This window comes from Brasilonema sennae CENA114 (assembly GCF_006968745.1).
Lineage (GTDB): Bacteria > Cyanobacteriota > Cyanobacteriia > Cyanobacteriales > Nostocaceae > Brasilonema > Brasilonema sennae.
In genome coordinates this window covers 6,232,624-6,255,893 of sequence record NZ_CP030118.1, presented here as the reverse complement: position 1 = coordinate 6,255,893, position 23,270 = coordinate 6,232,624, and the positions used below count along the sequence as shown (strand labels likewise).

The window sequence follows — 23,270 nt, the reverse complement described above, 5'->3', positions numbered from 1 at the left end:
CGTTATGGATACTTATGAAGCAAGTTGTTGCTGAAAAGTAATGCTTTTTCCACGAAGGAATCTGCCTTTGAGATAGCTAGATCATTACCAAATCAGCAACGCCATGAAGCAATTGTTGCCAAGCAATGGAGAGAAACGATGCAGTCCGACAGTAAGAAGCTTAAACACAACAATGCTGATGCAGTCGAGATCCGCCATCCGCTCACCGAAAAGGATGGCGAGACCGTCGCTGTGATGCGGACGGAGGCTGCTTCCTCCAAAGGCAAGTTGAGCGGATCGGATGCTCGCGGTGCCTTCGACGAGATCCAGGAGAAAACCCCGGACGCGTCGGGTGTCAGCTACGAGCAGGGTACAGTCGGGGGTGTGCCAGGCGTTTGGTGCCACCCGCAGAACCCACGTCCGGGCGTCGCCATCCTCTATCTTCACGGAGGAGCCTATGTGCAAGGTTCGGCACACGCCTATCGGCATCTCGCCGGTCAGGTCGCTGTGCGCACGAGCGTATCCACGTTCGTCGCGGACTACAGACTCGCGCCAGAACACCCCTTCCCAGCCGCCTTGGACGATGCGAAGGCGGCTTATCGCGGACTCGTCGAACAGGGCACCCAGAAGATCGCGATCGTCGGTGACTCAGCGGGTGGTGGTTTGGCTCTCGTCCTGCTGGCGATCGCACAATCCGATGCTCTTGCACGCGGTAGCGTCGCTCCTTCCGCTGCCGTTGTGATGTCGCCCTGGACAGACCTGGCTTTGACAGGACTGAGTTTACAGGATCACGCAGACGACGATCCACTGTTGACGAGAGAGGTGCTGTCAATGGCTAGCGCGAGCTACCTGAACGGGCACGAGCCAAACGATCCTCTGGTCTCGCCGCTTTACGGCAGTTTCACTGACCTGCCTTCGATTCAAATTCACGTCGGAACGAGTGAGGTGCTTCTCGATGACACGCGCCGCTATGCCAAGCGTGCCCATGCCGAGGAGGTCGATGTGACGGCTCACGTGTGGGAGGGAATGACGCACGTCTTTCCGGGGAACGTCGGAACACTGAACGCAGCGGAGGCGGCTTTGGGCATGATAGCTACCTTCCTAAAGAGCAAGACTAATCCGTAATACGTTCCGTTGAGCAGAAACTTGCTAAGCAAACACTTATACAAACCAATCATGAAAAACAACGAAGCGAACAACATGCCATAAAGCTACTGCATCAATTCACAAGGAGATAAATTAACATGGCTCAAGCACCGATCAACCAATTTTTTGCAGCTATTAGACAAAATCAAGCGTTAAAGACACAGTGTCAAGCTGCAGGCGATATACAAACCTGCGTCAACCTTGCAGAAGCACAAGGCTATCTCTTCACGGCTGAAGAATTGCAGGCTGAGTTGAGCAAATTATCAAAAGAAGAGGTGGCAGAATTGGTCAATCCAGGAATAGCCCCTCGACTACATATTGAGCCGCACTGATTTGTGATTTAGGGGACTATTGATATTTCTCAACCCGAAAGTGACAACCAAAGCGATCGCTTTGCAGCTAGACCCATTAGAAGGTGTCTGAGCTATAGGGCAAGTCGTCGCTCAAACACTGCTTGTAAAATGCCGTGGTACCACTGTTCGCTTTTATGAGGCAAGACAATGAATTTTAATACAGACAAGATCGCCCTTGTGGTGGGAGCTGCAGGCCATTTTGCTGGGCTTACCGTTCCTGCACTGCATAAACGAGGTATCCGTGTTCGCGGTTTTGTCCGGACAACAGACCAAGGAGAGGTGGCACTTCGCAATGGAGCTTCCGAAATCGCATTAGGAGATCTCCAAGACAGCCAAAGCGTGCAGACCGCGTTGCGTGGAACGGAAGCGGTTTTCTACATTGCACCCCAGTTTAGTCGAAATGAAGCTGACATCGGAGTAAATTTTGTAAAATTATGCAAAGAGGCTGGCGTGCACCGCATCGTTTTTTCGTCAATTCTGCACCCAACAATTACCTCATTGCAGATACACTCCGCAAAAGGTCCTGTTGAGGCTGCAATTATTGAGTCCGGTCTAGAATTTGTAATTTTGCAACTAGCTATGTTCTATCAAGACATCAGCCTATCATGGCCTAGTATTATACAATCTGGCATTTTTGCCGAGCCGTTCTCCCCTACTGCAAAGCTCGCGCGGGTTGACTATCGAGACGTAGCGGATGTCGTCGCAATCGCCTTGACCGAGGACCGTCTTACAAACGGGACATTTGAACTTTGTGCGGAAGGATATTACAACCGACAAGATGTGGCATCGATAATGAGCGATTGTCTTGGGCGTCAGATCAAGGCTGACACTGTAACATTTGAGGAATGGGTTGAGTTGACCAAACCAAAGCCCGACGACATAGAACCTGAAAGCGAAATGTACGCGTACTACGGAAAGTATGGATCTCCGGGAAATTCATTTGTCCTGCGAAGTATATTAGGTCGGGAGCCACGCACCATAAAACAGTTTGTCTGCGACCTAATCGACGGAGTCGCCACCGTTGCTTCATGAAAATGGGTGGAGTCGAGGGGGTTATGGCACTTCCAAGGAGTGTCATCAACCCAACCATGGCCTGACCGGGCTATCGCACACGTAAGGAGGGCATATGAAGGTTGTATTCAAAGATGATTCATTCGCGTTTGAATTTGTTCAAAACCTCGGTTTCATGTACTACGAACGATTCTGATTCATGCGGCATCGGGCGGAGTGTGCATGTTCGCGGTGCAGTTTGCCAAATGGAAAGGGGCACACGTGATTGGAACGACCTCAGCTGCGAATATAGAATTTGTTAAATCTCTGGGCGTAGATCAAGCGATCGACTACAAAGCTACACCTTTTGGCGCTTAGGGGTTATTGATTCGTAAAAAATCGGTCATTTGCTTTCAATCGTGGTGCAGTCGTTCTCTTTGAAGCGAAGTCACTGCAACACAACGAACAGACCAGAGGAGAACTGTATGGCAGATCTAAAGCTTGACATTGCATTTTGGAACTATGACCGCACCCGTGCTCTGGCAGATGGCACGGTGAAAATCGAGGGTGTCGATGCCACGTATCACAGCGCCCCGATCGTGACAGAAATTTTCCAAGGCATGATTGGGGAACGGAAATTCGATGTCTCCGAATTGGGCATGACGTACTTCCTGCGCACATTTGAGGGCCCAGAGTCGCCATTCGTTGCGATTCCCGTCTTTCCCAATCGAGCGTTTCGGCATTCCGCGATTTACATCAACAAGGCGAGCGGTATCGAGAGGCCTGAAGACCTTAACGGTAAAACCATCGGCGAACTCGCTCTCTACAGCCACGATGCAGGCATCATGCCGAAGGGGATGCTGTCGGATGAGCACGGGTTCAAACCCGAGACGTGCCGCTGGGTTATCGGCGGACTCGACTGGCCGTTGAAGCCGATTGACTTCGTTCCGCATACGCATCCGGTAAATGTCGAGGTGACGGACATTCCAAAGGGCAAAGAGTTGGGTGCCATGCTTGAAACTGGCGAACTCGATGCGCTGATTTCAGCGGATGTGCCGAAGTGCATCCTTGAGAACTCACCCAAAGTGACGCGCCTCTTTCCTGACTACCCAACGGTGGAGCGCGAGTATTACAAGCGCACGGGCATTTTCCCGATCATGCACACCGTGGTCATCCGCAAGGACATTCTCGCGCAGCATCCCGGATTGGCACAGTCAGTGTATAGGGGCTTCTGGCAAGCCAAGAAGGCTGCGGAGGAAGAGTACAAGCACGGCATGATCTTCAACAACATGGGCACGATGTTCCCGTGGTTCAGCAAACTGATCACAGACGATCGTGCTGTGATCGGTGAAGACTGGTGGCCATACGGGATCGAGGCGAACCGGAAAGCTATTGATGCTGTGCTTCGCTACCACTTCGAGCAGGGCATCACCAATCGCCTCTTCAAGATCGAGGATATCTTCGTGTCGGAGCTGCTCACCGCATAGCAAGTCCGCCCCAAGCTATCATTGCCAAAAAGAAGGGATGGGGGTAAGATTTGCCTATCACTCGTCAGAAATTAATGGTCTTTCGTTGCCTGAATGATCATCTTATCCGGAATCTTTAATATCCAAAGTGATGTTTTAATCATTGCATTGCTAACTGAGCGCCCTGCATGAACGAAACAGACAGCATCGATAACCTTGAAGCTAAATCTCGCCCCTGGTGGAAACGTATTCCCCTGACTTTACAAATTGTCATCGCGCTTATTCTGGCAGTTGTGTTGGGTGTTGCATTGGGTGCAGGAAACCCCAGCCCAGCAAATAAAACCTTCATAGAAACTTTAGCAATTCCGGCTGAATTGATATTAAAGGCTCTCCGCGCCCTTGCGACGCCGTTGATTTTGATGGCAGTATTGCATACCTTCTTGACAACTAATATTCCCGGCACAGCGGGACGGCGTTTAGCGGTGCTGCTGTTTACTAACACGACAGTCGCGATTGTGATTGGGCTTTTTGTGGCAAATGTCCTGCGTCCTGGTACATGGGGAAGTTTGACTGCTTCGGGAAGTGGACAAACAGCCACGAAAAATTTTGATCCCTGGGGACTGTTGAAAGATGCTGTACCAGAAGCAGTCCTTCAGCCTTTGGTTAATAATAATGTTATCCAGCTTATTGTTATTGCTCTTTCGTTTGCGATCGTTTTGCGGGCAATAAAATCAGAACAACTTGCCCAAGGTAAGAGAGGATACCAGGCGATAGAGGATATAGTTGGCATTTTGTTTGAGTCTATCATCCGCATCCTCCACTGGGTGATTGCCTTGGTGCCATTAGCAGTTTTTGGAATTGTAGGTAAAACTGTTGCTGAAAAAGGTTTTGAACCGTTTAAATCTCTGGGCGCGTTTGTGATAGCGGTACTGGTGGGGTTGACGTTGCAAGCTTGCTACTACCTGACGAGAGTGAAATTTGGTTCTTGGGTGAACCCAATAAACTTTTTGCGTGGCGGTTCTGATGCCTTTTTAACAGCTTTCTCAACTGACTCCTCTGTGGCGACAATGCCTATTACCTTTGAGGCTTTGCAGCACAAAATTGGTTTACGAGAATCCTCTGCTTCTTTGGGGGCGTTAGTTGGCTCAAATTTCAACAATGATGGCACAGCGCTTTATGAGGCAACATCTGCGTTGTTTATCTCCCAAGTACTTGGGCTACATCTGAATATTGGGCAGCAGTTTGTTGTCATTCTGACGTCGATTTTTGCGTCAGTGGGTGCAGCGGGTATCCCAGAAGCTGGGTTAGTCACGATGACACTGGTGTTTACTTCCGTTGGCTTGCCCACACAGTATATTGCTTTGTTGATCACAGTGGATTGGTTTTTGGATCGCTGTCGTACTGTGATCAATGTTATGGGAGATATGACTGTGAGTGCCTTACTGGATGGGAAAAAGCCGCGCTCTGTTGATGAGGCGTAATTTAATAATTCATAATTCGTAATTGCATTTGAAAAGAATTACGAATTATGAATCATTAATTACAAATAATGATTTTCACCTTGCGTGATTTGGGCGTGGGTGGCGATTTGGAATCTTTACTAATGACAAGTTTGATTACACCTACCAACTTGTGCCCAAACTTGCCTGTGAGGTGAATTCGGACTAGTCTCCTCTAAAAGGTCTAGTTTGATGATCTTTAACTTTTCTCCCGGCTGAAGCTCATATAGCAGTGATGATGACGAGGATTTTTTTTCTCTTAAATCCACCTTGCGTTTAATAGTAACTACTCCTCCTGGTGCTGGAACCAAAAGGTTATCAATTATCTGATTATCTGCAGTTTGAAGCAGGTCATCTCCAAAAATTAAACCCTTTGAGGTATTATTAACTAGACCAATCTCTGTCCAGCCAATTGGAGTAACTTGTTGTGTTGAGTTTAGAGTTGAATTAGATTCTAATGAAAAAATTCCTAATAAATTAGGTAGTTGAGGAAGAAAAACGCTTGCAATTGCTATAAAGATAATAGGCTTAGCAATCAGTATCAGTTTTGCCCTATTCCGCCTACGATACTTGGCTTTCCTAGGGAAGGAAGAAAAAGTTGCAGTTGCCAGATTTACAGTCGCACTTGTCAAGTTTAAAAAAATCCTTGCAATAGGTATTACACCTGCTCCAATTTCCTGAAGAGAGTTTTGAATAGGAAACCGAGAACCAGTTCGTTGCTCAACTACCTTCCGAATATCTTCTGCAATACTCTTAAAAGCTCTATCATAAGGCTTCCAATCAGTAACAGATCTGTCATCGTTAGGTAAGGCTTTGACGTTAGGGAATGCAACCTTCCAATAATTATCAACTGGACGGAGTCGAATAGGGATAACACAGGCTTGTCGAGCTTTATGCCTTTCCATAGCCAGCTTTGCCAAAATGTTCCAGTTATCATGCGAAGCTATAAAGTCCGAACTAATCAGCGGCAGAATTATATCGGCTGTCATTAACTGTGTGTATATTTCATTCTCCCATTCTTCTCCTGCACGAATCATGCGCTTGTCCCATGTCGTGATTATGCCCTGCCACTCCAAAATCATCAGGTGCTTTTCTAGTTCATTCCGTAGTTTTTCGTCTTTGTCAGAATCAGAGCAACAATAAAAGACTTTAATAGCTTTGGTAGACGACATTGACTTCAGTACTTAATTATTTCAAACATAGTCTTTTAATACTTCACAGAATAAGGTTTAGCTTTCGCACAGATTGCTCTTAAAATTTTCAGCACTTTTACGTAAGTAAAAAAATACATAAATATAACTTACGCATTTCAACGTAATTCTGTCATTGGGAGCGACATCGTATGCGCAAGCGCACGCTACGGAAATTCTTTGCGTTGCGTAAGTCCTGTTAATAATTATAGCGGTTCTCACTTCAGTGTAATACAGTCGTCACCTCACCCCGCATTTGCTGGCGCAAACGCTCCCCTCTCCTTACTAAGGAGAGGGGTTGGGGAGCCAGTGCCGTGGGGAGCCAGTACTGCAGGAGGGTCTCCCTCCGTAGGTATCTGGCGTCCGGGTCCCCCGACTTGAGGCACCTGGCGTGGTGAGGTTAAAAAATGTACTTCATACAAATGAGAACCGCTATAGTTAACACTCCACCACCACCATCTTCTCCACCTCATCCACCATCACCCGCGCCAATCCAAATTTCTCAATCACCCAAGCATTCGTCGTCAAATGCTGACTCACCTCAGCCACTCGGTACTCACTCCCAGTTGACGCCAAAGCTGCTGGCAATAATAATTGATCTGCCAAATGTTCATCCACAGGTGCGCCTGTTTGATGAAACTTCAGCAGTTCCTCGCAAGCCATATTTGCGACTTTTTCTGCAGGCAAACCGAGACGCCCTAACGCACCAAATCCAGCTAAACTATTTTCGTACTCAGCGGTGAGAAACAAACCCGCCCCTGGTGCGACACCTTTTGCTCGCAAAGCTTGTACACCGGGTTTCAATTGGGCTTCACGCAATACATTTTCAGCACGACTCGCGATTCTTTGGGGAATGTGGGAAGGTAGTTCCGTGACAACTGCTAACCCCCGCACCTGTTGCAAGTCGCCGCGTTCCACCAAGTTGATCCCGCCAAGTTTGCTACCACCACTCACAAGTAGTTCCACTTCTCCCCCGCCTTGGGGATACCACCCCCAAGCGTTCAGTTTCACTTCAACTTGCACACCCATGCGTTGCAATGTTGGCAGGTAAACTTGTTGAATGTAATTTACGGAAGGACTATAACTGACATGAGTTCCCCCCTTGAGTGTCACCTGAGAATCACCAGTTGCTAACACCAAAGGTAAAAGAATAGTTTGTAACACCAGAGTGACTGCACCAGCAGAACCACCTTGGCGCGCTTCACTCACATCAAAGGTATAACTTCCCGCTTGTACGGAACTACCAGGAACAAACTCCAGCGTCATCGAACCCAAAGCATCACCTTGCACTCTAGCGTTACAAATTGCTGCAGCCGCACGAACTGATGTCAGATGTTGTGCTGCGAGTCCGGGTTTTGAACGTCCAGCTCGGATGTTCTCTATCCCTATTGAGTTGCCAGTAATAGCAGCTAGACTCAGTGAGGTTCGGAGAATTTGTCCGCCGCCTTCACCGTAAGAACCGTCAATGTGAATCATTAGCGATTTTAAATTTCAGCACCTTACTTTTACCAGGATTCATCAACTTATAGGGGTCAACCATTTCCTTAAACTTCAACTGCTCAGGATCAATCACCTTTCTACCGCTATCTTCAATAATATACGTGTGGAGATTGCCAATAAACACACCTCATTCTTCGTGGTAATGAATAATCTCGTTGAGACGTTCCTCACTCGTATAGCGGACGAGTTGCAAACCCACAGGAAATACAAAAACGCTGTTTCCCCAGTCTTAATCGGGAAATTCTGCCACAAAAATCCTGCACAACCACAAGCACCATCATAAATGCGATCGCCAATCTTCGGCTTCACCACCTGAATCACCGCCCTAATCAACGGACGCGGCGTGTAACACTCACCCCCATTGCGCCCCACGTTACCCATATTCTTGATTTTGGCTTCATAGAGATGGGATAGTTCATGTTTGTGCTTTTCTGCTCTCTAATCGCCTCTTCCAAAGCTACAGTTTGCGTCACTTCTGGACGCACACAGGCAATGTCATTCGTTCGGGATGATTCCAACGAGCATACACTTGAAATAGTGATCATCTCAGTATTGAAAATCATGCTCCATACAAAGAAGTCGGCGACATTAATTTGTTAAGACGACACTTAATTGGTTAATCAACAAAACAAATCGGGATGACTGGATTCGAACCAGCGGCCCCTTCGTCCCGAACGAAGTGCGCTACCAAGCTGCGCTACATCCCGACACAAGAAGAAATTCAAAATTCAAAATTCAAAGTTCAAAAAATGAATAAGACCAGTTATAGCTAGTCTTTTAGCCTTTAGCTGTGTGCAAATTTAATGAACACAAAAGTATATATATAATATCACAAATATTGATAAATGAGAAAGTGGTATGCAAATTCATCCACCAGTCGATGAAGCTTGCTAGGATTTACAATGTACAATTTGGGAAACGGATTGTGACTGTTAAACCAGACTGGTTGCGGGTAAAAGCGCCTCAATGGGAGCGTGTTGGTAACGTTAAAGAAATTTTGCGGGATTTAACCCTCAATACGGTTTGTGAGGAAGCGTCCTGTCCAAATATTGGTGAGTGCTTCAAAGCTGGAACCGCCACATTCCTAATTATGGGACCAGCTTGCACGCGTGCCTGTCCCTACTGCGATATTGACTTTGAAAAAAAACCCAAAGCCCTAGACCCCACGGAACCAGCACGACTGGCAGAAGCAGTACGCCGCCTGAAACTCAATCATGTGGTCATCACCTCTGTGAACCGAGATGACTTGCCAGATGGTGGGGCTTCGCAGTTTATCAGATGTGTTGAAGCTGTTCGTACTATCTCTCCCCAGACAACAATTGAGGTACTGATTCCCGATTTGTGTGGTCATTGGGAAGCGCTGGAGTTGATTGTCCAAGGACAACCAGAGGTTCTCAACCACAACACAGAAACGGTTCCTCGTTTGTATCGGCGAGTACGTCCGCAAGGAAACTATGAGCGGACAATGGAATTATTGCAACGTTCCCGTCAAATTGCTCCTTGGATTTACACCAAATCCGGTATTATGGTGGGACTTGGTGAAACGAATGAGGAAGTTCGCCAAGTCATGCGGGATTTACGAGCTGTAGATTGCGACATTTTAACTATTGGGCAATACCTCCAACCCAGCCAAAAGCATTTGAAAGTTGATGATTTTATCACCCCAGAGCAATTTGCTGCTTGGAAAGCTTTCGGTGAAGAACTCGGATTTTTACAAGTTGTTTCCTCACCCTTGACAAGAAGTTCATATCATGCTGAGGAAGTGAGGGGATTGATGGAACGTTACCCCCGGCAAAAAGTGATAAATTAGGAGTCTTTGTCCTTTGTCATTCGTAGTTATTTAATGACTAATGACCAATGACTAATGACTAATGACCAATGACCAATGACTAATGACTAATGACTAATGCCAAAATCAGTAGCAATTCTGGGTGCAGGTGCTTGGGGGACGGCTCTTGCAACTCTTGCAAAGACGAATTCACATAAAGTGAGCATGTGGTCGCGTCAGGGTTCTCAAACGCTGGCGGAGGTTGTACAGGGTGCTGATATTGTCCTTTCTGCTGTTTCTATGAAGGGTGTGAGATCTGTAACTTCTCAATTACAGTCTTTACCTGTTTCCCCAGAGACAATTTTTGTCACAGCGACAAAGGGCTTAGACCCCCAAACGACTTGTACACCATCACAAATTTGGCAAGAAACTTTCCCCAACCACGCAGTAGTTGTTCTCTCAGGTCCCAATTTATCTAAAGAAATACAACAGGAATTACCAGCTGCAACAGTTGTTGCAAGCAGTGTTATGGCTGCAGCAGAATTCGTGCAAGTAGTGTTTTCTTCAGATCGTTTTCGCGTTTACACCAATTATGATATCTTGGGAGTAGAGCTAGGTGGCACACTAAAAAATGTGATGGCGATCGCCGCTGGTGTCTGTGATGGCTTGCACTTGGGAACCAACGCCAAAGCAGCTTTACTCACCCGTGGATTAACAGAAATGGTTCGTATTGGTGTCCATTGGGGTGCAAAATTAGAAACATTTTACGGTTTGTCTGGCTTGGGTGATCTGTTAGCAACCTGTAACAGTCCCTTGAGTCGTAACTATCAAGTTGGCTACCAGTTGGCTGTTGGTCAAACACTAGCCGAAATTCTCGCTCATATAGAAGGAACTGCTGAGGGAGTCAACACCACTCAGGTTTTGGTGCAGCTATCCAAGCAGCAAAATATTCCCATGCCAATTACCGAGCAAGTTCATCGTTTACTCCAAGGTGAAGTCACACCCCGACAAGCACTTTTAGAACTGATGCTGCGAGATATAAAGCCAGAGTAGGAATGCAGGGGAAACACACGAGGGGAAACACACGAGCACAGGGAAAAATAACTCCCTGACTGTTCACATAATATAACTAATCATTTTTGAAGGAAAATTCGTAAATTATCAGGAAAGCACCTAGGGACTCATGTAGATAGGACTATGCATATAAAGAAGAGAATTTTTCACGAGTATGTATTTATACTTTACAGCATAAACTACAGTTAAAATTATGTGAAGGTTCAAATTTTCATCAGGTCATTTGCAATTTAACGCCCCGTAGGAAATTTAAATAGCTATTGGTTCATGGGAAAGCTACTGCAACCGAGCCTTCGGGGGCATTGTGTCAAAAAAACCAGTAAAGGGTTTTTGAAAAAAAACCCTAAATGGAACCCGAAACCGTGTTAGTTCTTCAAGAATCACGGGAACAATAGCAACAGTTAATTAGCTGACCGTAATCTATTGTTACCTGGAGCCATTGAGACAAATCTTTATGCCAGCAACATCTTTTTACGCAGATGCCGCTTTCAATAACAAACAATCTGATCCAGTCTTTGACCCAGATATCACGGTTGACGAAACTGAGTTACCGATTGATGAACTTGAAGATTTGGAGATAACTTCTGTTGACTCTGCGAGCCTAGGTGCAAATCTTAACCGCCGCAGCACAGATCTAGTACGTCTATATCTTCAAGAAATTGGTCGAGTTCGATTACTAGGACGGGATGAAGAAGTTTCAGAAGCGCAAAAAGTCCAGCGCTATTTGCGGATGCGAATACTTCTGTCTAAAGCTGCGGAACAAGGAGATGAGGTGATTGCACCATATCTTCGACTGATTGAAGCTCAAGAGCGTTTGGCATCTGCATTAGGACATCGTCCTTCTCTTGAACGTTGGGCGGGTGCTGCTGGTGTAAGTCTGTTGGAGCTTAAGCAGATTATAGGACTAGGAAAACGGCGTTGGGCTGAAATAGCCAAAATGACTGTGGAAGAACTGGAGAAAATTCAAAGCAGTGGACTCCAGGCAAAAGAACACATGATTAAGGCAAATCTTCGCCTTGTTGTCTCCGTTGCTAAGAAATATCAAAATCGCGGTTTGGAATTGTTGGATTTAGTCCAAGAAGGGACTCTTGGTTTAGAACGAGCAGTTGAGAAATTTGATCCAACCAAGGGTTATCGTTTTAGCACCTATGCTTATTGGTGGATTCGTCAAGGAATCACAAGGGCGATCGCAACTTCTAGCCGCACTATCCGCCTACCTGTCCACATTACAGAAAAGCTGAACAAAATTAAAAAAGCTCAGCGTAAAATCGCACAAGAAAAAGGTCGCACTCCAACTTTGGAAGATCTTGCTCAAGAGCTAGACATGACTCCTACACAAGTGCGGGAAGTTCTTTTGCGAGTTCCTCGTTCTGTTTCTCTAGAGACAAAAGTTGGTAAGGACAAAGACACAGAGTTAGGAGAACTACTCGAAACTGATAATATCACTCCAGAAGAGACATTAATGCGAGAGTCTTTACAAAAAGACTTGCAAAATCTTCTGTCAGATTTAACAAGCCGGGAGCGTGATGTAATTTTAATGCGGTTTGGTTTGGCAGATGGTCATCCTTACTCCTTAGCAGAAATTGGACGTGCTCTAGATTTATCACGGGAACGTGTACGACAAATCGAGTCCAAAGCGTTGCAAAAGCTGCGCCAACCAAAGCGGCGCAATCTTATCCGCGACTACTTGGAGTCTTTGAGCTAGTTAGTCGATAGTCAATAGTCAATGATTACTACTCAAAAAGAAGAATTCGGAATTCCGAATTCCGAATTCTCAATCCAATTAGTAAGAACTTGAACTGATCACTGTCTTAGTGAGCACTAAATCTTTGATGAGAGTAAGTTCCTGATTCCGTTTTCATCCGCCGTATTCTTACGGCACCGCTGTGCCGTCTCCGTAAAGTCACGAACAGGCGCGTTCAAAGTAGCGTGTTATCTGGACATAGGACTTATTGGTATCTTCTTTATAACGAGCCTGTTTTAAACAGCAGATACCTTTGTCCGGAGACATTGGTGCAGGACTTGCTCACCACTTATACATAAATATACGCCCTAACTTATCACTTCTAAATAGTTTTTCGGTAAAAAAACTTATACATTCTACACACAAGGCAAGATGCCTGTTCTAAAAGACTTTTGAGTTTAGGCTATTGACCCATTTTATCCTCGTTCCCAAAACTTTTCACTAACTTATGGGAAGTTATTTTCATCTAATAGCATAACAATCTTTCGATTCGCCTTTGAAAACATTTATACAGGCTAGGATGGGCGAGCGCTTATTTTTTTACTTACTGGTTAAAGTTTCAAAATTTACCTTTAATATTTAATAACTCTTCTCAAGAATCTTTGATTATTGCAAATTAGTCCAAATTTTTGCTATATTCGCAACTAATGGACTTTGTTGAGAAAAATTAGATGACAGCTTATACAGCAGCCTCGCTAAAGGCAGAACTAAATGAACGTGGTTGGCGTTTAACACCCCAGCGCGAAGTCATTCTACACATTTTTCAAGAACTGCCGCAAGGAGAACACCTCAGTGCTGAAGATCTTTACGAAAGGCTATCAGCCGAACACGAGGGAATTAGCCTATCGACGATTTATCGCACTCTCAAGTTGATGGCGCGAATGGGAATCTTACGAGAGTTAGAACTAGGAGAAGGGCATAAACACTACGAACTTAATCAGCCCTATCCCCATCACCACCATCACTTGATTTGTGTCAGATGCAACACGACAATTGAGTTCAAGAACGACTCGATTTTAAAAATTGGATCGAAAACTGCACAAAAAGAAGGTTTTCACCTCTTGGATTGCCAATTAACAATTCATGCTGTTTGTCCCAAGTGCCAAAGAGCACTCATGCCACTGTAGCACCTGGGTTTTACGATTCAAGAAAGCGCTGGCTGCGATGAAATATTTTGGTAAATTTCATTAGCAGCTTTGAACTTGTTGTTATAGGAGGTTGGCAAACTGTTAGGTATCAACACCACCAACACCTAAGCGGATGCTAAAAGCGTCCGCTTCTGACGTTACTCAAACTCATTCCGTAGAATTGTTGTGCTTGTCTAATAGCTTTTTTTGTCTCATCTCCCATCACACCATTAAGAGCACCTTTGTAAAAACCCTGCTCCCGTAGTCGTCTTTGAATCTCCAAAACACTAAAATCACCACTTGTAGGAGCATCATTCGCCATGCTATACAATTTAGCGCGGGTAGTTGGACCAGCAATACCGCTTGCGGCTAGGTAATTATCTTCCTGGAACCGGCGTACAGCATCTGCTGTATTAGGACCAAAGTAACCGTTTGGCTCTCCTTGTAAGTATCCTGCGTTGATTAATTGTTCTTGAAGAATTCTTACAGCCTCACCACGATCGCCCAACCGAAGTTTATCTCCAGTGGTAGGTTGGTTAGTGGGTGAATCATCTCCATAACCAATAGAAAGTGTTGGGAGTTTTGCTTGCGTTTCTGATCCGACAACTCCATCAGGGGCTAAGTTATAAGCTTGTTGGAATCGCTTGACAGCTTCTTCAGTAATTGGACCAAATACTTTTGTGGCGTTACCTGTATAAAAGCCTGCAATTCGCAATCGTTCTTGTAGAACTCTGACATCTTCACCTTCATCTCCTTTTTGGAGAATGTTAGAACTGCGACGCTTGTTAGTGACTGATTGATTCTCAGAACTGGTTGTTCTGATTTGCTCATTTCTAGTGCTGATCTTTGTCGCCTGGGAACTTTGATTAGAGGTACGCCAATTCTCTAATTTTTCTAAAGTCACAGATCCAGCAACACCGTTAACGTCTAAACCAGCCGCTCTTTGGAAGCGGCGCACAGCAGCTTCTGTCTCAGTGTCGTATACTTGAGTGACGGAAGCTTGATAGAAGCCTGCTGCTTTCAACTGTTGTTGTAGAGTTTTCACAGAAGGACCGCGATCGTTTTTCTCAAGTGCTAGGGCGCTGCTCACACCACTGAGAACAGATAAACCCAGGGCTAAAGGTAGCATATATTTCCAAGCCCTACCAGACAGACGTTTCCAATCCGGCGCTACTGTTTGCTTAAACAAACGGCTGAGCGATATTAATTCACTGGAGGGTAAGTCCTCATAAACGGATGATACGTGTAAATACGCAAGATTTTCCATAATTTATTACACCATTTGTTTTCCTTCAATAGCTGCTTCAGCTTGATGTACTATGTTTCGTAAATGTTCCAGTGTTTGTGTATTTACATCGTCCCATAAACCGCGCTGATGTGCTTCCAACAATCTTTCAGCCATATCACGCAAAGCGTATGGGTTCTTTTGATAGACAAATTCCGAAACAACTGGATCGAACAAATACGCCTCAGTTATCCCCTGATACATATAGTCTTCCACACATTTTGCCGTGGCATCGTAGGCAAATAAATAATCAACAGTTGCCGCCATTTCAAAAGCACCTTTGTAACCGTGGCGCATCATTCCTGCTATCCATTTAGGATTCACAACCCGAGAACGATACACCCGTGCGATTTCTTCTTTAAGTTGACGGACTTGCGGCTTGGCTGGAATGGAATGATCACCAAAATAAGTTTGGGGATTCTTTCCCTGTACAGCACGTATTGCAGCTGTTAAACCACCCTGGAATTGATAGTAATCGTCAGAATCGAGCAAATCGTGTTCGCGATTGTCTTGGTTGTGTAACACTATCTGCATTTCTCGCAACCGCATTTCAAATGCTTCTGGCGCGGAACGTCCTTGTTGAAGCGATGACGGGGATGAGGGAGAGACTTCTAATTTGGAATTGTCTTGTACTCCTGCATCGGTTGCTTCCTGCGCTTCTCTTGCTGACGAAGAGTAGGCATAGCAACTCCAGTTGATGTAGGCACGAGCTAGATCTTGATCATCTGTCCAGTTTTGTCCTTCAATTAAACCTTGAAGTCCTGCACCATAAGCTCCTGGCTTAGAACCAAAGATGCGGTAGCGCGATCGCACTCTTGCCTCTGGTAAACTTAAACCAAGTTGTGTCCAATACTCAGTTTCTTGACGCACTTGCGCGGCTAGAGGATTTTCCTCTAACGGTTCGTTTAAAGCCGCCACTGCTTGCACAGCCGAGTCGAACAAATCAATCAAGTTAGGAAAAGCATCCCTAAAAAAACCAGAGATTCGCAACGTCACATCCACACGCGGACGTCCCAAAACAGAAAGCGGTAAAATTTCAAAATCTACCACCCGTCGTGCCGCACCATCCCATACAGGCTGCACCCCAAGTAAAGCTAACGCCTGTGCAATATCATCACCTCCAGTCCGCATCGTGGCAGTTCCCCAGACAGATAATCCCAGTGTTTTCGGATACTCCCCTTCCTCTTGTACATAACGCTCAACAACTGTCTCAGCAGCTTTTCTACCTACATCCCAAGCAGTTTCCGTTGGTATTGCGCGGATGTCAACAGAATAAAAATTTTTACCAGTTGGCAGAACTTCTGGACGCCCTCGCGTTGGTGCGCCAGCCGGGGCACTGGGGACATATCCACCATCAAGTCCGTGTAACAAATTGGTAATTTCTTGATCGGTTTGTAGTAAAGAAGGCAGAAGGGTAGCACGTATCCAGTCAAGAACAGTTGGGAGTTTTGAGTTCTGAATTCTGAGTTCTGTTAGCGTAGCGGGGCGAAGCCCGTTCTGAGTTCTGAGTTCTTCTACTAATTCGGCGGCTTGTTCTTCTAAAAATTCGACAGCATCGCCGACACTGCGACAGGAGTGTTGAGTTTTGTTAGCTAAACTCTGAATATCTTGGACTGATAGCTGAGTACTAAAATCAGTCGTGAGCGGATCAAAATCTAAACCTAAATCTTGAGCCAAAGCACGAGTCAGCCCGACATGATGACGATTGGGATGACGTGCGATCGCAACAATTAAATCTCGCAACTGTCGTCCTTGAGGACATTGCCCAAAAATATGTAATCCATCACGGATTTGAGCTTCCTTCAATTCACAAAGGTAACCATCAAGTGAAGGTAAAACTGAAAAATCAAAACTTGAAACAGAAGATTCTTCTTTTCCCTTAATCCCTTTTCCCTTTTCCTTCAATTCCAGATCCAAGAAAAGATTTTCTTGAACAACCAGTTCGCGTATGCGATCGCAAATCATTGGTAAACGAGAAGGATCCAAACTCTGAGCCTCATAATACTCATCAATCAAATTTTCCAACTCATGTAAACAACCATAAAGTTCTGCACGAGTTAGAGGCGGCGTCAGATGATCCACAATCACAGCTTGAGCACGACGTTTCGCCTGGGAACCCTCACCAGGATCATTCACAATAAACGGATACAAATGTGGAAGCGCCCCCAAAGCCACTTCTGGATAACAGCAACTCGACAAAGCCACACTTTTACCTGGTAACCATTCTAAATTTCCATGTTTCCCAACATGAACAACAGCATCTGCCCCAAAACATGTTCTCACCCAATAATAAAAAGCCAAATAATCGTGAGTTGGCTCCAAATCAGGCGCATGATAACTCAAACTTGGATCAACATCATAACCCCGCGCTGGTTGAACTCCTACAAAGATGTTACCCAACTGAATTCCTGGAACCGCAAAACTCTCCTCTCTCTCTTTCTCTGCGCCCTCTGCGCCTCTGCGGTTCGTTTCAAAAACACTTCCCCACCTTTCGCCAACTCCCTTCTGCACAACCTCCGGTAACGAACCAAAAAACTCCTCATACTCAGCCAAAGAAACACATTGTAAAACTGGACGCAACTCCCTACCTTCCGAGTCATTCGTCACCCCAGCAGTGAGACATGAAATCAACTCATCTCCAGTGTCAGGCAAATTTTCCACCTGATACCCAGCCAACTGCAAAGCCTTAAGAATTTCTACACAACTGGCGGGCGTATCCAACCCGACACCATTTGCAAGGCGTCCATCACGGTTCGGGTAATTTGCCAAAATCAACGCCACACGACGTTCTTGAGGAGGTTTTGAGCGCAAACGTACCCAATTTGCGGCTAGAGAGGTGACAAACTCAATGCGATCGCCCACCGGTTCATAAACCACGACATCAGTTTCCAAAGAAGAATTGCTACTTTGTATCGTCTTAAAAGACACAGCACGAGTAATAATTCGCCCATCTACCTCTGGAAGCGCCACATTCATCGCCATATCACGGGGTGAAAGTCCTTGAAATTGTATCCCCCATTGCTCAATTGAACCACCACTGAGGATAACTTGCAACACTGGGACATCTAATTTTTGCCACAAATCAATCTGCGGTGTTTCTGTTTCCAACCGGGCTAAAGAAAAACTCGTCGTATTCAGCAGCAAGGCAATTTGCTGAGTGTCTTTAGGTTGAAAAAACTCACACAATTCTTCTTGAACATCAACATCACGCAAAGAAGAAACAAAAATTGGAACTGGCTGTAGATTTCGCTTTGCCAAACTGTTGCATAAAGCATCAATTACCTTAGTATTTCCTGCCAGATAATGAGCACGGTAGAAAAGAATTCCTACTATATAAGTGAGGGAGTTATTTTTCTCCTTGCTCCCTGCTCGCTGCTCGCTGCTCGCTGCTCGCTGCTCCCTGCTTTCTGCTCCCTGTTCCCTGTTCCCTATTCCCTGTTCCCTCCTCCACTCATACAACCCTACGCGGGGAACAACTTGCGGTGATGGAGGATTAAAAAAAGTTGAAAAGCAAGTATCACAGATAAACTCCAGAGCGTGGAGAAAATTTTCGACCCCACCTTCGTTAAAGTATTGCCATACCTGATTCACAGTACTCAAAGGTAGGGTAGACCCACAGATGAAATCGGGGTCTATGGCGTCATCTCCTGGCATTACAATGAGAGTTGTACCATTACGTTGGACAATTTCTTGCACAACTTCTAAGCCATAAGCCCAGTAAGAGCGTCCTCCTAATAAACGGAGAACAATCACGCTTGCGAACTCTAAAACTTTTTCGGCATAGTTATCAATACTGACTTGATGCTGCAATTGCAGCAAGTTGGCAACTCTTAAAGCAGGAAATGTCGTGGGTAATTTGGGTACAGCAGCCGCCAAAGTTTGAATATCCGTATCAGCAGACGTCAGAAATACTATGGGAGCAGGGGTTTGTTCCAGAAAAATGATACTTTCCGACTGAGGATTCCATCCTCCCGATGTGGCATTGATACGATGCATAATTTTGTCTTAACGTCTTAAACTGTTGGTTAGGACACAATACAAAATTTTTTGAGCAATAGCAAAAAGCCCCTTTTACTCCTGTTTGTAACAATGTCTAGTTCTGCCGATTTGAGTTTCTCTCGAACCTTGCCTAGTAATGTGTTTCATCAGCTTGGAGCAATTTTGCAACAGATGGCTCAAGCAGTAGGAAAGGGGGCTTTAGTACTCACAGAAGCTGTGTTGATTCCAATTGACATACCTCAAGAATGGCAGACACAACGCTTTATCGTAGTCGTTTCTGAACAGTTTAGTGCTCTGCTTATTGGTTTACCACAACAGATGGGTGAGCAAGGGGGGCACAGTTGTTACTCCGCACTGAATCTCAGGTTGACTTTGGACTCAGAAGCGATCGCCTCCTTTATTTTGAACTTAAGAGATTTGTTTGAACAAGATTCCCATATCTATCAAAAGCTTGAACAATATCGTCAAATTCCTACTGCTAATGATGCCCAGCTTCAAAGTCAATTTTCACTTTTGTTATTAAAGTATTTTTTCCCACAAGATAATTCCAAGGTAACAGAATTATCACCTCAAATTTATCCTCATGTTTCTGTTTGTCAACCAATGGAACAAGCCCTGAAAAAACAGGTTGCTCAGGAGCGAGTGTTGAATCAAGTGACAACGAAAATCCGTAAAACTTTGGATTTGCATGTCATTATAGCAACGGCAGTTGCACAAGTTCGAGAGTTTTTACAATTAGATAGGCTTGTAGTTTACAAATTTGAGGCATCAAGAGTCAATAGTAAAGAGATAACAAATCTTTCATCTATTTCATCTGCCCACTTCCCTATTCCTCCTCAGCCTGACTATGTTCATTGGACAGGCTTTGCGCCAAACACGCCACAGGTATACCCAAATAAGGGAACTCAAGGCTTTTCATCTTCCATTGCCTCGCAGCAAGACTTACTTAATCAGGCAGGTAGTATTATATATGAAGTCTGTGCTAATGATGAAATTCCGTCAGTTCTCAATAATAAAGAAGCGCGAACAACCCTATATTGGGAAAAGTTCAGCAAAGGCTTAACCTTAGCAGTGGATGATGTTGAGAAAACTTATGTTCTGCAAGAGTATTTGTTGAATTTTTTTAGAGAAGCTAAAGTTCGCGCAAAGTTGGCTTCTCCAATTATGTATGAGGAAAAACTTTGGGGACTGTTGATTGCTCATCAGTGTAACGCGCCACGCCAGTGGACGGAAAGTGAGAAAAATTTGCTCAGTTCTGTAGCCGAACAACTTGCGATCGCCATTCACCAAACAGAGTTAATGCGATCGCTCACTCAAGAAAAACAAACCCTAGAACAACGCGTTGTTGAGCGTACAATGGCATTACACGACGCGCTTGTTGCTGCTGAAGCCGCCAACCGCCTCAAAACTGAATTTCTTGCTACAGTTAGCCATGAACTGCTTACACCTTTAACTTATGTTATCGGCATGTCTTCCACTTTATTACGTTGGTCTTTTGGCGAGTTGACTCAACGCCAAAGAGATTACCTGCAAACTATCCACGATAGTGGAGAACATTTATTAGAAATGATTAATGATATTCTTGATCTGTCTCAAATTGAGGCAGGTAAGGCAGTTTTAGATATCACAGAATTTTCATTAATAACCATAGCAGAATCTGCACTTAACGCGCTCCAAGAAAAAGCAAATACTCAGCGAGTCAATCTCAAACTTGATGTGCAACTCAACGCGTCGCGCGACATGTTCAGTGCTGACATCAGGAGAGTGCAACAAATTTTGTGGAATCTGTTAACTAATGGGATAAAATTCACACCAGAGGATGGCGAAGTCATTTTACGTCTTTGGGTAGAAGACAACACTGCTGTATTTCAGGTAGAAGATACCGGAATAGGAATTCCAGAAGAACAGGTATCACAGCTGTTTGAAAAATTTCATCAACTTGATACACCTTACCATCGTCGTTATGGAGGAACTGGATTAGGTTTGGCTTTAACTAAACAACTTATAGAACTTCATCGCGGGCGAATTGAAGTGGAATCTAGCGTTGGTGTTGGCTCAATTTTTACCGTCTGGATACCAGGACAAGCTTGCAGTAATGAGTGAGTGCAGGGGGAAGGGGGAAGGGGGAAGGGAGAAGGGAGAAGGGAGAAGGGGGAAGGGAGCAGGGAGCAAGGAGTAGGGGGAAGGGAGTAAGGGGAAGTGAGCACCTGATATCCCAAGCTGAATCAGGAATTGATAACTTTTGTTTTCTTTGTGGAGTTGGCATTTTGGCAACTTTGCCGATTTTGTCAGGAGTATCGTAGGTGTTAATACGTTCTTGCACAAAATATAACACAGTACGAGGCTCAACCCCTCCTCTTACCGATTAGCTACTGGGTCTTGTACTCCACGACACAATATGATGAATAGTCATATTGTGTCGTGGTTTTCGTATCCTCTAGGTGATAGACTAGGGGATTTTTTTTTGGAACAGTCTATACAATAAAACATTCATGAAGCAAAAACTATTATTTCATATCAGTTGACATAATGCCAAAAAAAATCTCTCTTGGGTTGTTGCTGCTATTCTTGGGAACCCAAGTAGGTATCACCACTAAACCTCTGTCAGCACAAACACAAGTTGTACCAACAGTTGTACCAACACAAACTACCACAAAATCAATTTGTCCTGCTCAACTGGGAACGTCTATAGATGCTGTGATTAATCGTCCTCTATTCAATCGGGCGCGTTGGGGCATATTAGTACAACCTCTGTCTTCTACCCAAACTCTTTACAGTCGAGATGCCCAAAAATACTTTACCCCGGCTTCCACAACGAAACTCCTGACAACAGCTGCTGCACTACAGCAACTCGGGACAAATTTTCGCATTCGTACCTCTGTGTATGGCGGTGGTAACGGGGTTTTATATGTTGTGGGTAGAGGAGATCCTAGTTTCACTGATGCACAATTAACAGTTTTGGCAAAGCAGTTGAAACAAAGGGGTATTACGACAGTCAATCAGTTGATTGCTGATGATACTTATATTCGAGGAGATATTGTTCACCCCTCTTGGCAATGGGAAGATATACAGTCAGATTACGGCGCACCTATTAACAGCTTAATTTTAAATCAGAATGTTTTTAATATTAGACTTCTGCCGCAAACTGTCGGACAACCTCTCAAAGTTATCTGGAATGATATTAGTGAGGCTGCACAATGGCAAGTTATTAATCAGTCGGTAACAACAGCAGAAAACCAACCAAGTTTTATCAATGTGACTCGCGACTTGAAAGGAAAAATTTTGCGAATTAAAGGACAGTTAGCGCTTAATTCTCAACCTCAGTTAGTCAGTTTACCTGTTGTTTCTCCAGCGGAATATTTCTCACGTCGTTTTCGTAGTACTTTGATAGCAGAGAAAATTCCTGTTGTGCAGACGTTTGTATCATCAAGTAATGGCAAGAATCAAGAGGAATTAGCAAATGTAGAATCTCCTCCACTTTCTGAACTTGTCGCCCAAACAAATATTAATAGTAATAATCTTTTTGCTGAGTCGTTATTGAGGGCATTAAGTTTTAAAAAACCACCTGCAGAAAATCAAACTTCTGCTGATGCTGGTTTGGAAGTCATGAAAGCAACGCTTACCCAAATGGGAGTCGATTCAACAGGTTACTCTTTGGTAGATGGTTCGGGGTTATCTCGTAAAGACTTAGTGAGTCCAGAAGCTTTGGTACAAACTTTGCAGGCGATGGCAAAATCACCAGCAGCTTTGGTATATCGAGCATCTTTACCTGTCGCAGCAAGAAGCGGAACTCTAAAAAGTCGTTTTCAAAACACACCTGCTGAAGGTATTGTTCAAGCGAAAACTGGCACGATGGGCGGTGTTGTTTCTTTGGCAGGATATATCAATACGCCCAAATACAGTCCAATGGTTTTCAGTATTATGGTAAATCAAAGCGAACAGCCTGCAAGAGTTGTGCGGCAGGCTATTGATGAAATTGTGGTATTGTTAGCTCAACTGCAAAATTGTTAAGAAAGAAGTCAGGAGTCAGAATTCAGGAGTCAGAATCATATCATATCCGGATCAATACTTATAAAAAACGAGGAACCTCACCCCCTGCCCCTCTCCTTACTAAGGAGAGGGGTGCCCGGAGGGCGGGGTGAGGTTTTTA

General features: G+C 44.8%; 16 protein-coding genes, 1 tRNA gene and 2 pseudogenes. 12 read left to right on the top strand and 7 right to left on the bottom strand.

Annotated features, from left to right (window positions below; translation table 11 throughout):
* Positions 1–27: 27 nt before the first annotated feature.
* The 6 genes from DP114_RS26055 to DP114_RS26030 all read left to right on the top strand — a co-directional run bounded on the left by DP114_RS26055 (position 28) and on the right by DP114_RS26030 (position 5,415).
* A complete protein-coding gene (locus DP114_RS26055) occupies positions 28–1,104 on the top strand; it encodes an alpha/beta hydrolase (protein ID WP_216669940.1) in 1,077 nt (358 codons plus the stop codon).
* 119 nt (positions 1,105–1,223) lie between these two features.
* Positions 1,224–1,457: a Nif11-like leader peptide family natural product precursor gene (locus tag DP114_RS26050; RefSeq protein ID WP_169264516.1), complete on the top strand. Its 234-nt coding sequence runs from the start codon at positions 1,224–1,226 to the stop codon at positions 1,455–1,457.
* A 168-nt stretch (positions 1,458–1,625) separates the two neighbouring features.
* On the top strand, positions 1,626–2,510 hold the full coding sequence (locus DP114_RS26045) for an NmrA family NAD(P)-binding protein (RefSeq protein ID WP_169264517.1): 885 nt from the start codon (positions 1,626–1,628) through the stop codon (positions 2,508–2,510).
* Positions 2,511–2,711: 201 nt separating this feature from the next.
* Complete coding sequence (locus tag DP114_RS26040; RefSeq protein WP_169264518.1) at positions 2,712–2,846, top strand: zinc-binding dehydrogenase; 135 nt, start codon at positions 2,712–2,714, stop codon at positions 2,844–2,846.
* Between the two features lie 107 nt (positions 2,847–2,953).
* Positions 2,954–3,955: a substrate-binding domain-containing protein gene (locus DP114_RS26035; protein WP_171977493.1), complete on the top strand. Its 1,002-nt coding sequence runs from the start codon at positions 2,954–2,956 to the stop codon at positions 3,953–3,955.
* A 167-nt stretch (positions 3,956–4,122) separates the two neighbouring features.
* Positions 4,123–5,415, top strand: a complete 1,293-nt coding sequence (locus DP114_RS26030) for a dicarboxylate/amino acid:cation symporter (protein ID WP_171977492.1) — start codon at positions 4,123–4,125, stop codon at positions 5,413–5,415.
* Positions 5,416–5,534: 119 nt separating this feature from the next.
* On the opposite strand, the gene DP114_RS26025 is transcribed toward DP114_RS26030, so the two are convergent.
* The 5 genes and pseudogenes from DP114_RS26025 to DP114_RS26010 form a co-directional block, all read right to left on the bottom strand.
* Positions 5,535–6,605, bottom strand: a complete 1,071-nt coding sequence (locus tag DP114_RS26025) for a toll/interleukin-1 receptor domain-containing protein (protein WP_169264521.1) — start codon at positions 6,603–6,605, stop codon at positions 5,535–5,537.
* A 456-nt stretch (positions 6,606–7,061) separates the two neighbouring features.
* The gene (gene rtcA / locus DP114_RS26020) at positions 7,062–8,099 is read right to left on the bottom strand and encodes an RNA 3'-terminal phosphate cyclase (protein ID WP_171977491.1); all 1,038 of its coding nucleotides are present in this window, start codon (positions 8,097–8,099) and stop codon (positions 7,062–7,064) included.
* Positions 8,086–8,325, bottom strand: a pseudogene (locus tag DP114_RS35365) (FAD-binding protein); the annotation flags it as partial. The gene rtcA and the pseudogene DP114_RS35365, both read right to left, overlap by 14 nt.
* A gap of 47 nt (positions 8,326–8,372) precedes the next feature.
* Positions 8,373–8,537: pseudogene (locus DP114_RS36420) on the bottom strand (N-6 DNA methylase); the annotation flags it as partial.
* A 219-nt stretch (positions 8,538–8,756) separates the two neighbouring features.
* Positions 8,757–8,830, bottom strand: a tRNA-Pro gene (locus tag DP114_RS26010).
* A 173-nt stretch (positions 8,831–9,003) separates the two neighbouring features.
* Between DP114_RS26010 and lipA the strand changes: the two genes are divergently transcribed.
* The 4 genes from lipA to DP114_RS25990 all read left to right on the top strand — a co-directional run bounded on the left by lipA (position 9,004) and on the right by DP114_RS25990 (position 13,836).
* Positions 9,004–9,933, top strand: coding sequence for a lipoyl synthase (gene lipA, locus DP114_RS26005; RefSeq protein ID WP_171977490.1), 930 nt, complete (start codon positions 9,004–9,006; stop codon positions 9,931–9,933).
* A gap of 96 nt (positions 9,934–10,029) precedes the next feature.
* Positions 10,030–10,944, top strand: a complete 915-nt coding sequence (locus DP114_RS26000) for an NAD(P)H-dependent glycerol-3-phosphate dehydrogenase (RefSeq protein ID WP_169264524.1) — start codon at positions 10,030–10,032, stop codon at positions 10,942–10,944.
* 475 nt (positions 10,945–11,419) lie between these two features.
* Positions 11,420–12,670 carry an RNA polymerase sigma factor SigC gene (gene sigC, locus DP114_RS25995; RefSeq protein ID WP_169264525.1) on the top strand — a complete coding sequence of 417 codons (1,251 nt, stop codon included), beginning with the start codon at positions 11,420–11,422 and terminating at the stop codon, positions 12,668–12,670.
* 710 nt (positions 12,671–13,380) lie between these two features.
* On the top strand, positions 13,381–13,836 hold the full coding sequence (locus tag DP114_RS25990; RefSeq protein ID WP_169264526.1) for a Fur family transcriptional regulator: 456 nt from the start codon (positions 13,381–13,383) through the stop codon (positions 13,834–13,836).
* A 136-nt stretch (positions 13,837–13,972) separates the two neighbouring features.
* On the opposite strand, the gene DP114_RS25985 is transcribed toward DP114_RS25990, so the two are convergent.
* Positions 13,973–15,103: a peptidoglycan-binding domain-containing protein gene (locus DP114_RS25985; protein WP_169264527.1), complete on the bottom strand. Its 1,131-nt coding sequence runs from the start codon at positions 15,101–15,103 to the stop codon at positions 13,973–13,975.
* Positions 15,104–15,109: 6 nt separating this feature from the next.
* A complete protein-coding gene (gene cobN / locus DP114_RS25980; protein ID WP_171977489.1) occupies positions 15,110–19,117 on the bottom strand; it encodes a cobaltochelatase subunit CobN in 4,008 nt (1,335 codons plus the stop codon).
* A 93-nt stretch (positions 19,118–19,210) separates the two neighbouring features.
* Between cobN and DP114_RS25975 the strand changes: the two genes are divergently transcribed.
* Together DP114_RS25975 and dacB are read left to right on the top strand one after the other, a co-directional pair.
* Positions 19,211–21,223 (top strand): GAF domain-containing sensor histidine kinase, encoded by a 2,013-nt coding sequence (locus DP114_RS25975; RefSeq protein ID WP_171977488.1) that lies wholly within the window; start codon positions 19,211–19,213, stop codon positions 21,221–21,223.
* Between the two features lie 426 nt (positions 21,224–21,649).
* The gene (dacB, locus tag DP114_RS25970) at positions 21,650–23,131 is read left to right on the top strand and encodes a D-alanyl-D-alanine carboxypeptidase/D-alanyl-D-alanine endopeptidase (RefSeq protein ID WP_171977487.1); all 1,482 of its coding nucleotides are present in this window, start codon (positions 21,650–21,652) and stop codon (positions 23,129–23,131) included.
* Positions 23,132–23,270: the final 139 nt, after the last annotated feature.

What these genes read in the sequence shown, in the direction of transcription:
- DP114_RS26050 (WP_169264516.1), top strand. Translation starts at nt 1,224, where the DNA reads ATGGCTCAAGCACCGATCAACCAATTTTTTGCAGCTATTAGACAAAAT.
- DP114_RS26045 (WP_169264517.1), top strand. Translation starts at nt 1,626, where the DNA reads ATGAATTTTAATACAGACAAGATCGCCCTTGTGGTGGGAGCTGCAGGC.
- DP114_RS26040 (WP_169264518.1), top strand. Translation starts at nt 2,712, where the DNA reads ATGTTCGCGGTGCAGTTTGCCAAATGGAAAGGGGCACACGTGATTGGA.
- DP114_RS26035 (WP_171977493.1), top strand. Translation starts at nt 2,954, where the DNA reads ATGGCAGATCTAAAGCTTGACATTGCATTTTGGAACTATGACCGCACC.
- DP114_RS26030 (WP_171977492.1), top strand. Translation starts at nt 4,123, where the DNA reads ATGAACGAAACAGACAGCATCGATAACCTTGAAGCTAAATCTCGCCCC.
- DP114_RS26025 (WP_169264521.1), bottom strand. Translation starts at nt 6,605, where the DNA reads ATGTCGTCTACCAAAGCTATTAAAGTCTTTTATTGTTGCTCTGATTCT.
- rtcA (WP_171977491.1), bottom strand. Translation starts at nt 8,099, where the DNA reads ATGATTCACATTGACGGTTCTTACGGTGAAGGCGGCGGACAAATTCTC.
- lipA (WP_171977490.1), top strand. Translation starts at nt 9,004, where the DNA reads ATGAAGCTTGCTAGGATTTACAATGTACAATTTGGGAAACGGATTGTG.
- DP114_RS26000 (WP_169264524.1), top strand. Translation starts at nt 10,030, where the DNA reads ATGCCAAAATCAGTAGCAATTCTGGGTGCAGGTGCTTGGGGGACGGCT.
- sigC (WP_169264525.1), top strand. Translation starts at nt 11,420, where the DNA reads ATGCCAGCAACATCTTTTTACGCAGATGCCGCTTTCAATAACAAACAA.
- DP114_RS25990 (WP_169264526.1), top strand. Translation starts at nt 13,381, where the DNA reads ATGACAGCTTATACAGCAGCCTCGCTAAAGGCAGAACTAAATGAACGT.
- DP114_RS25985 (WP_169264527.1), bottom strand. Translation starts at nt 15,103, where the DNA reads ATGGAAAATCTTGCGTATTTACACGTATCATCCGTTTATGAGGACTTA.
- cobN (WP_171977489.1), bottom strand. Translation starts at nt 19,117, where the DNA reads ATGCATCGTATCAATGCCACATCGGGAGGATGGAATCCTCAGTCGGAA.
- DP114_RS25975 (WP_171977488.1), top strand. Translation starts at nt 19,211, where the DNA reads ATGTCTAGTTCTGCCGATTTGAGTTTCTCTCGAACCTTGCCTAGTAAT.
- dacB (WP_171977487.1), top strand. Translation starts at nt 21,650, where the DNA reads ATGCCAAAAAAAATCTCTCTTGGGTTGTTGCTGCTATTCTTGGGAACC.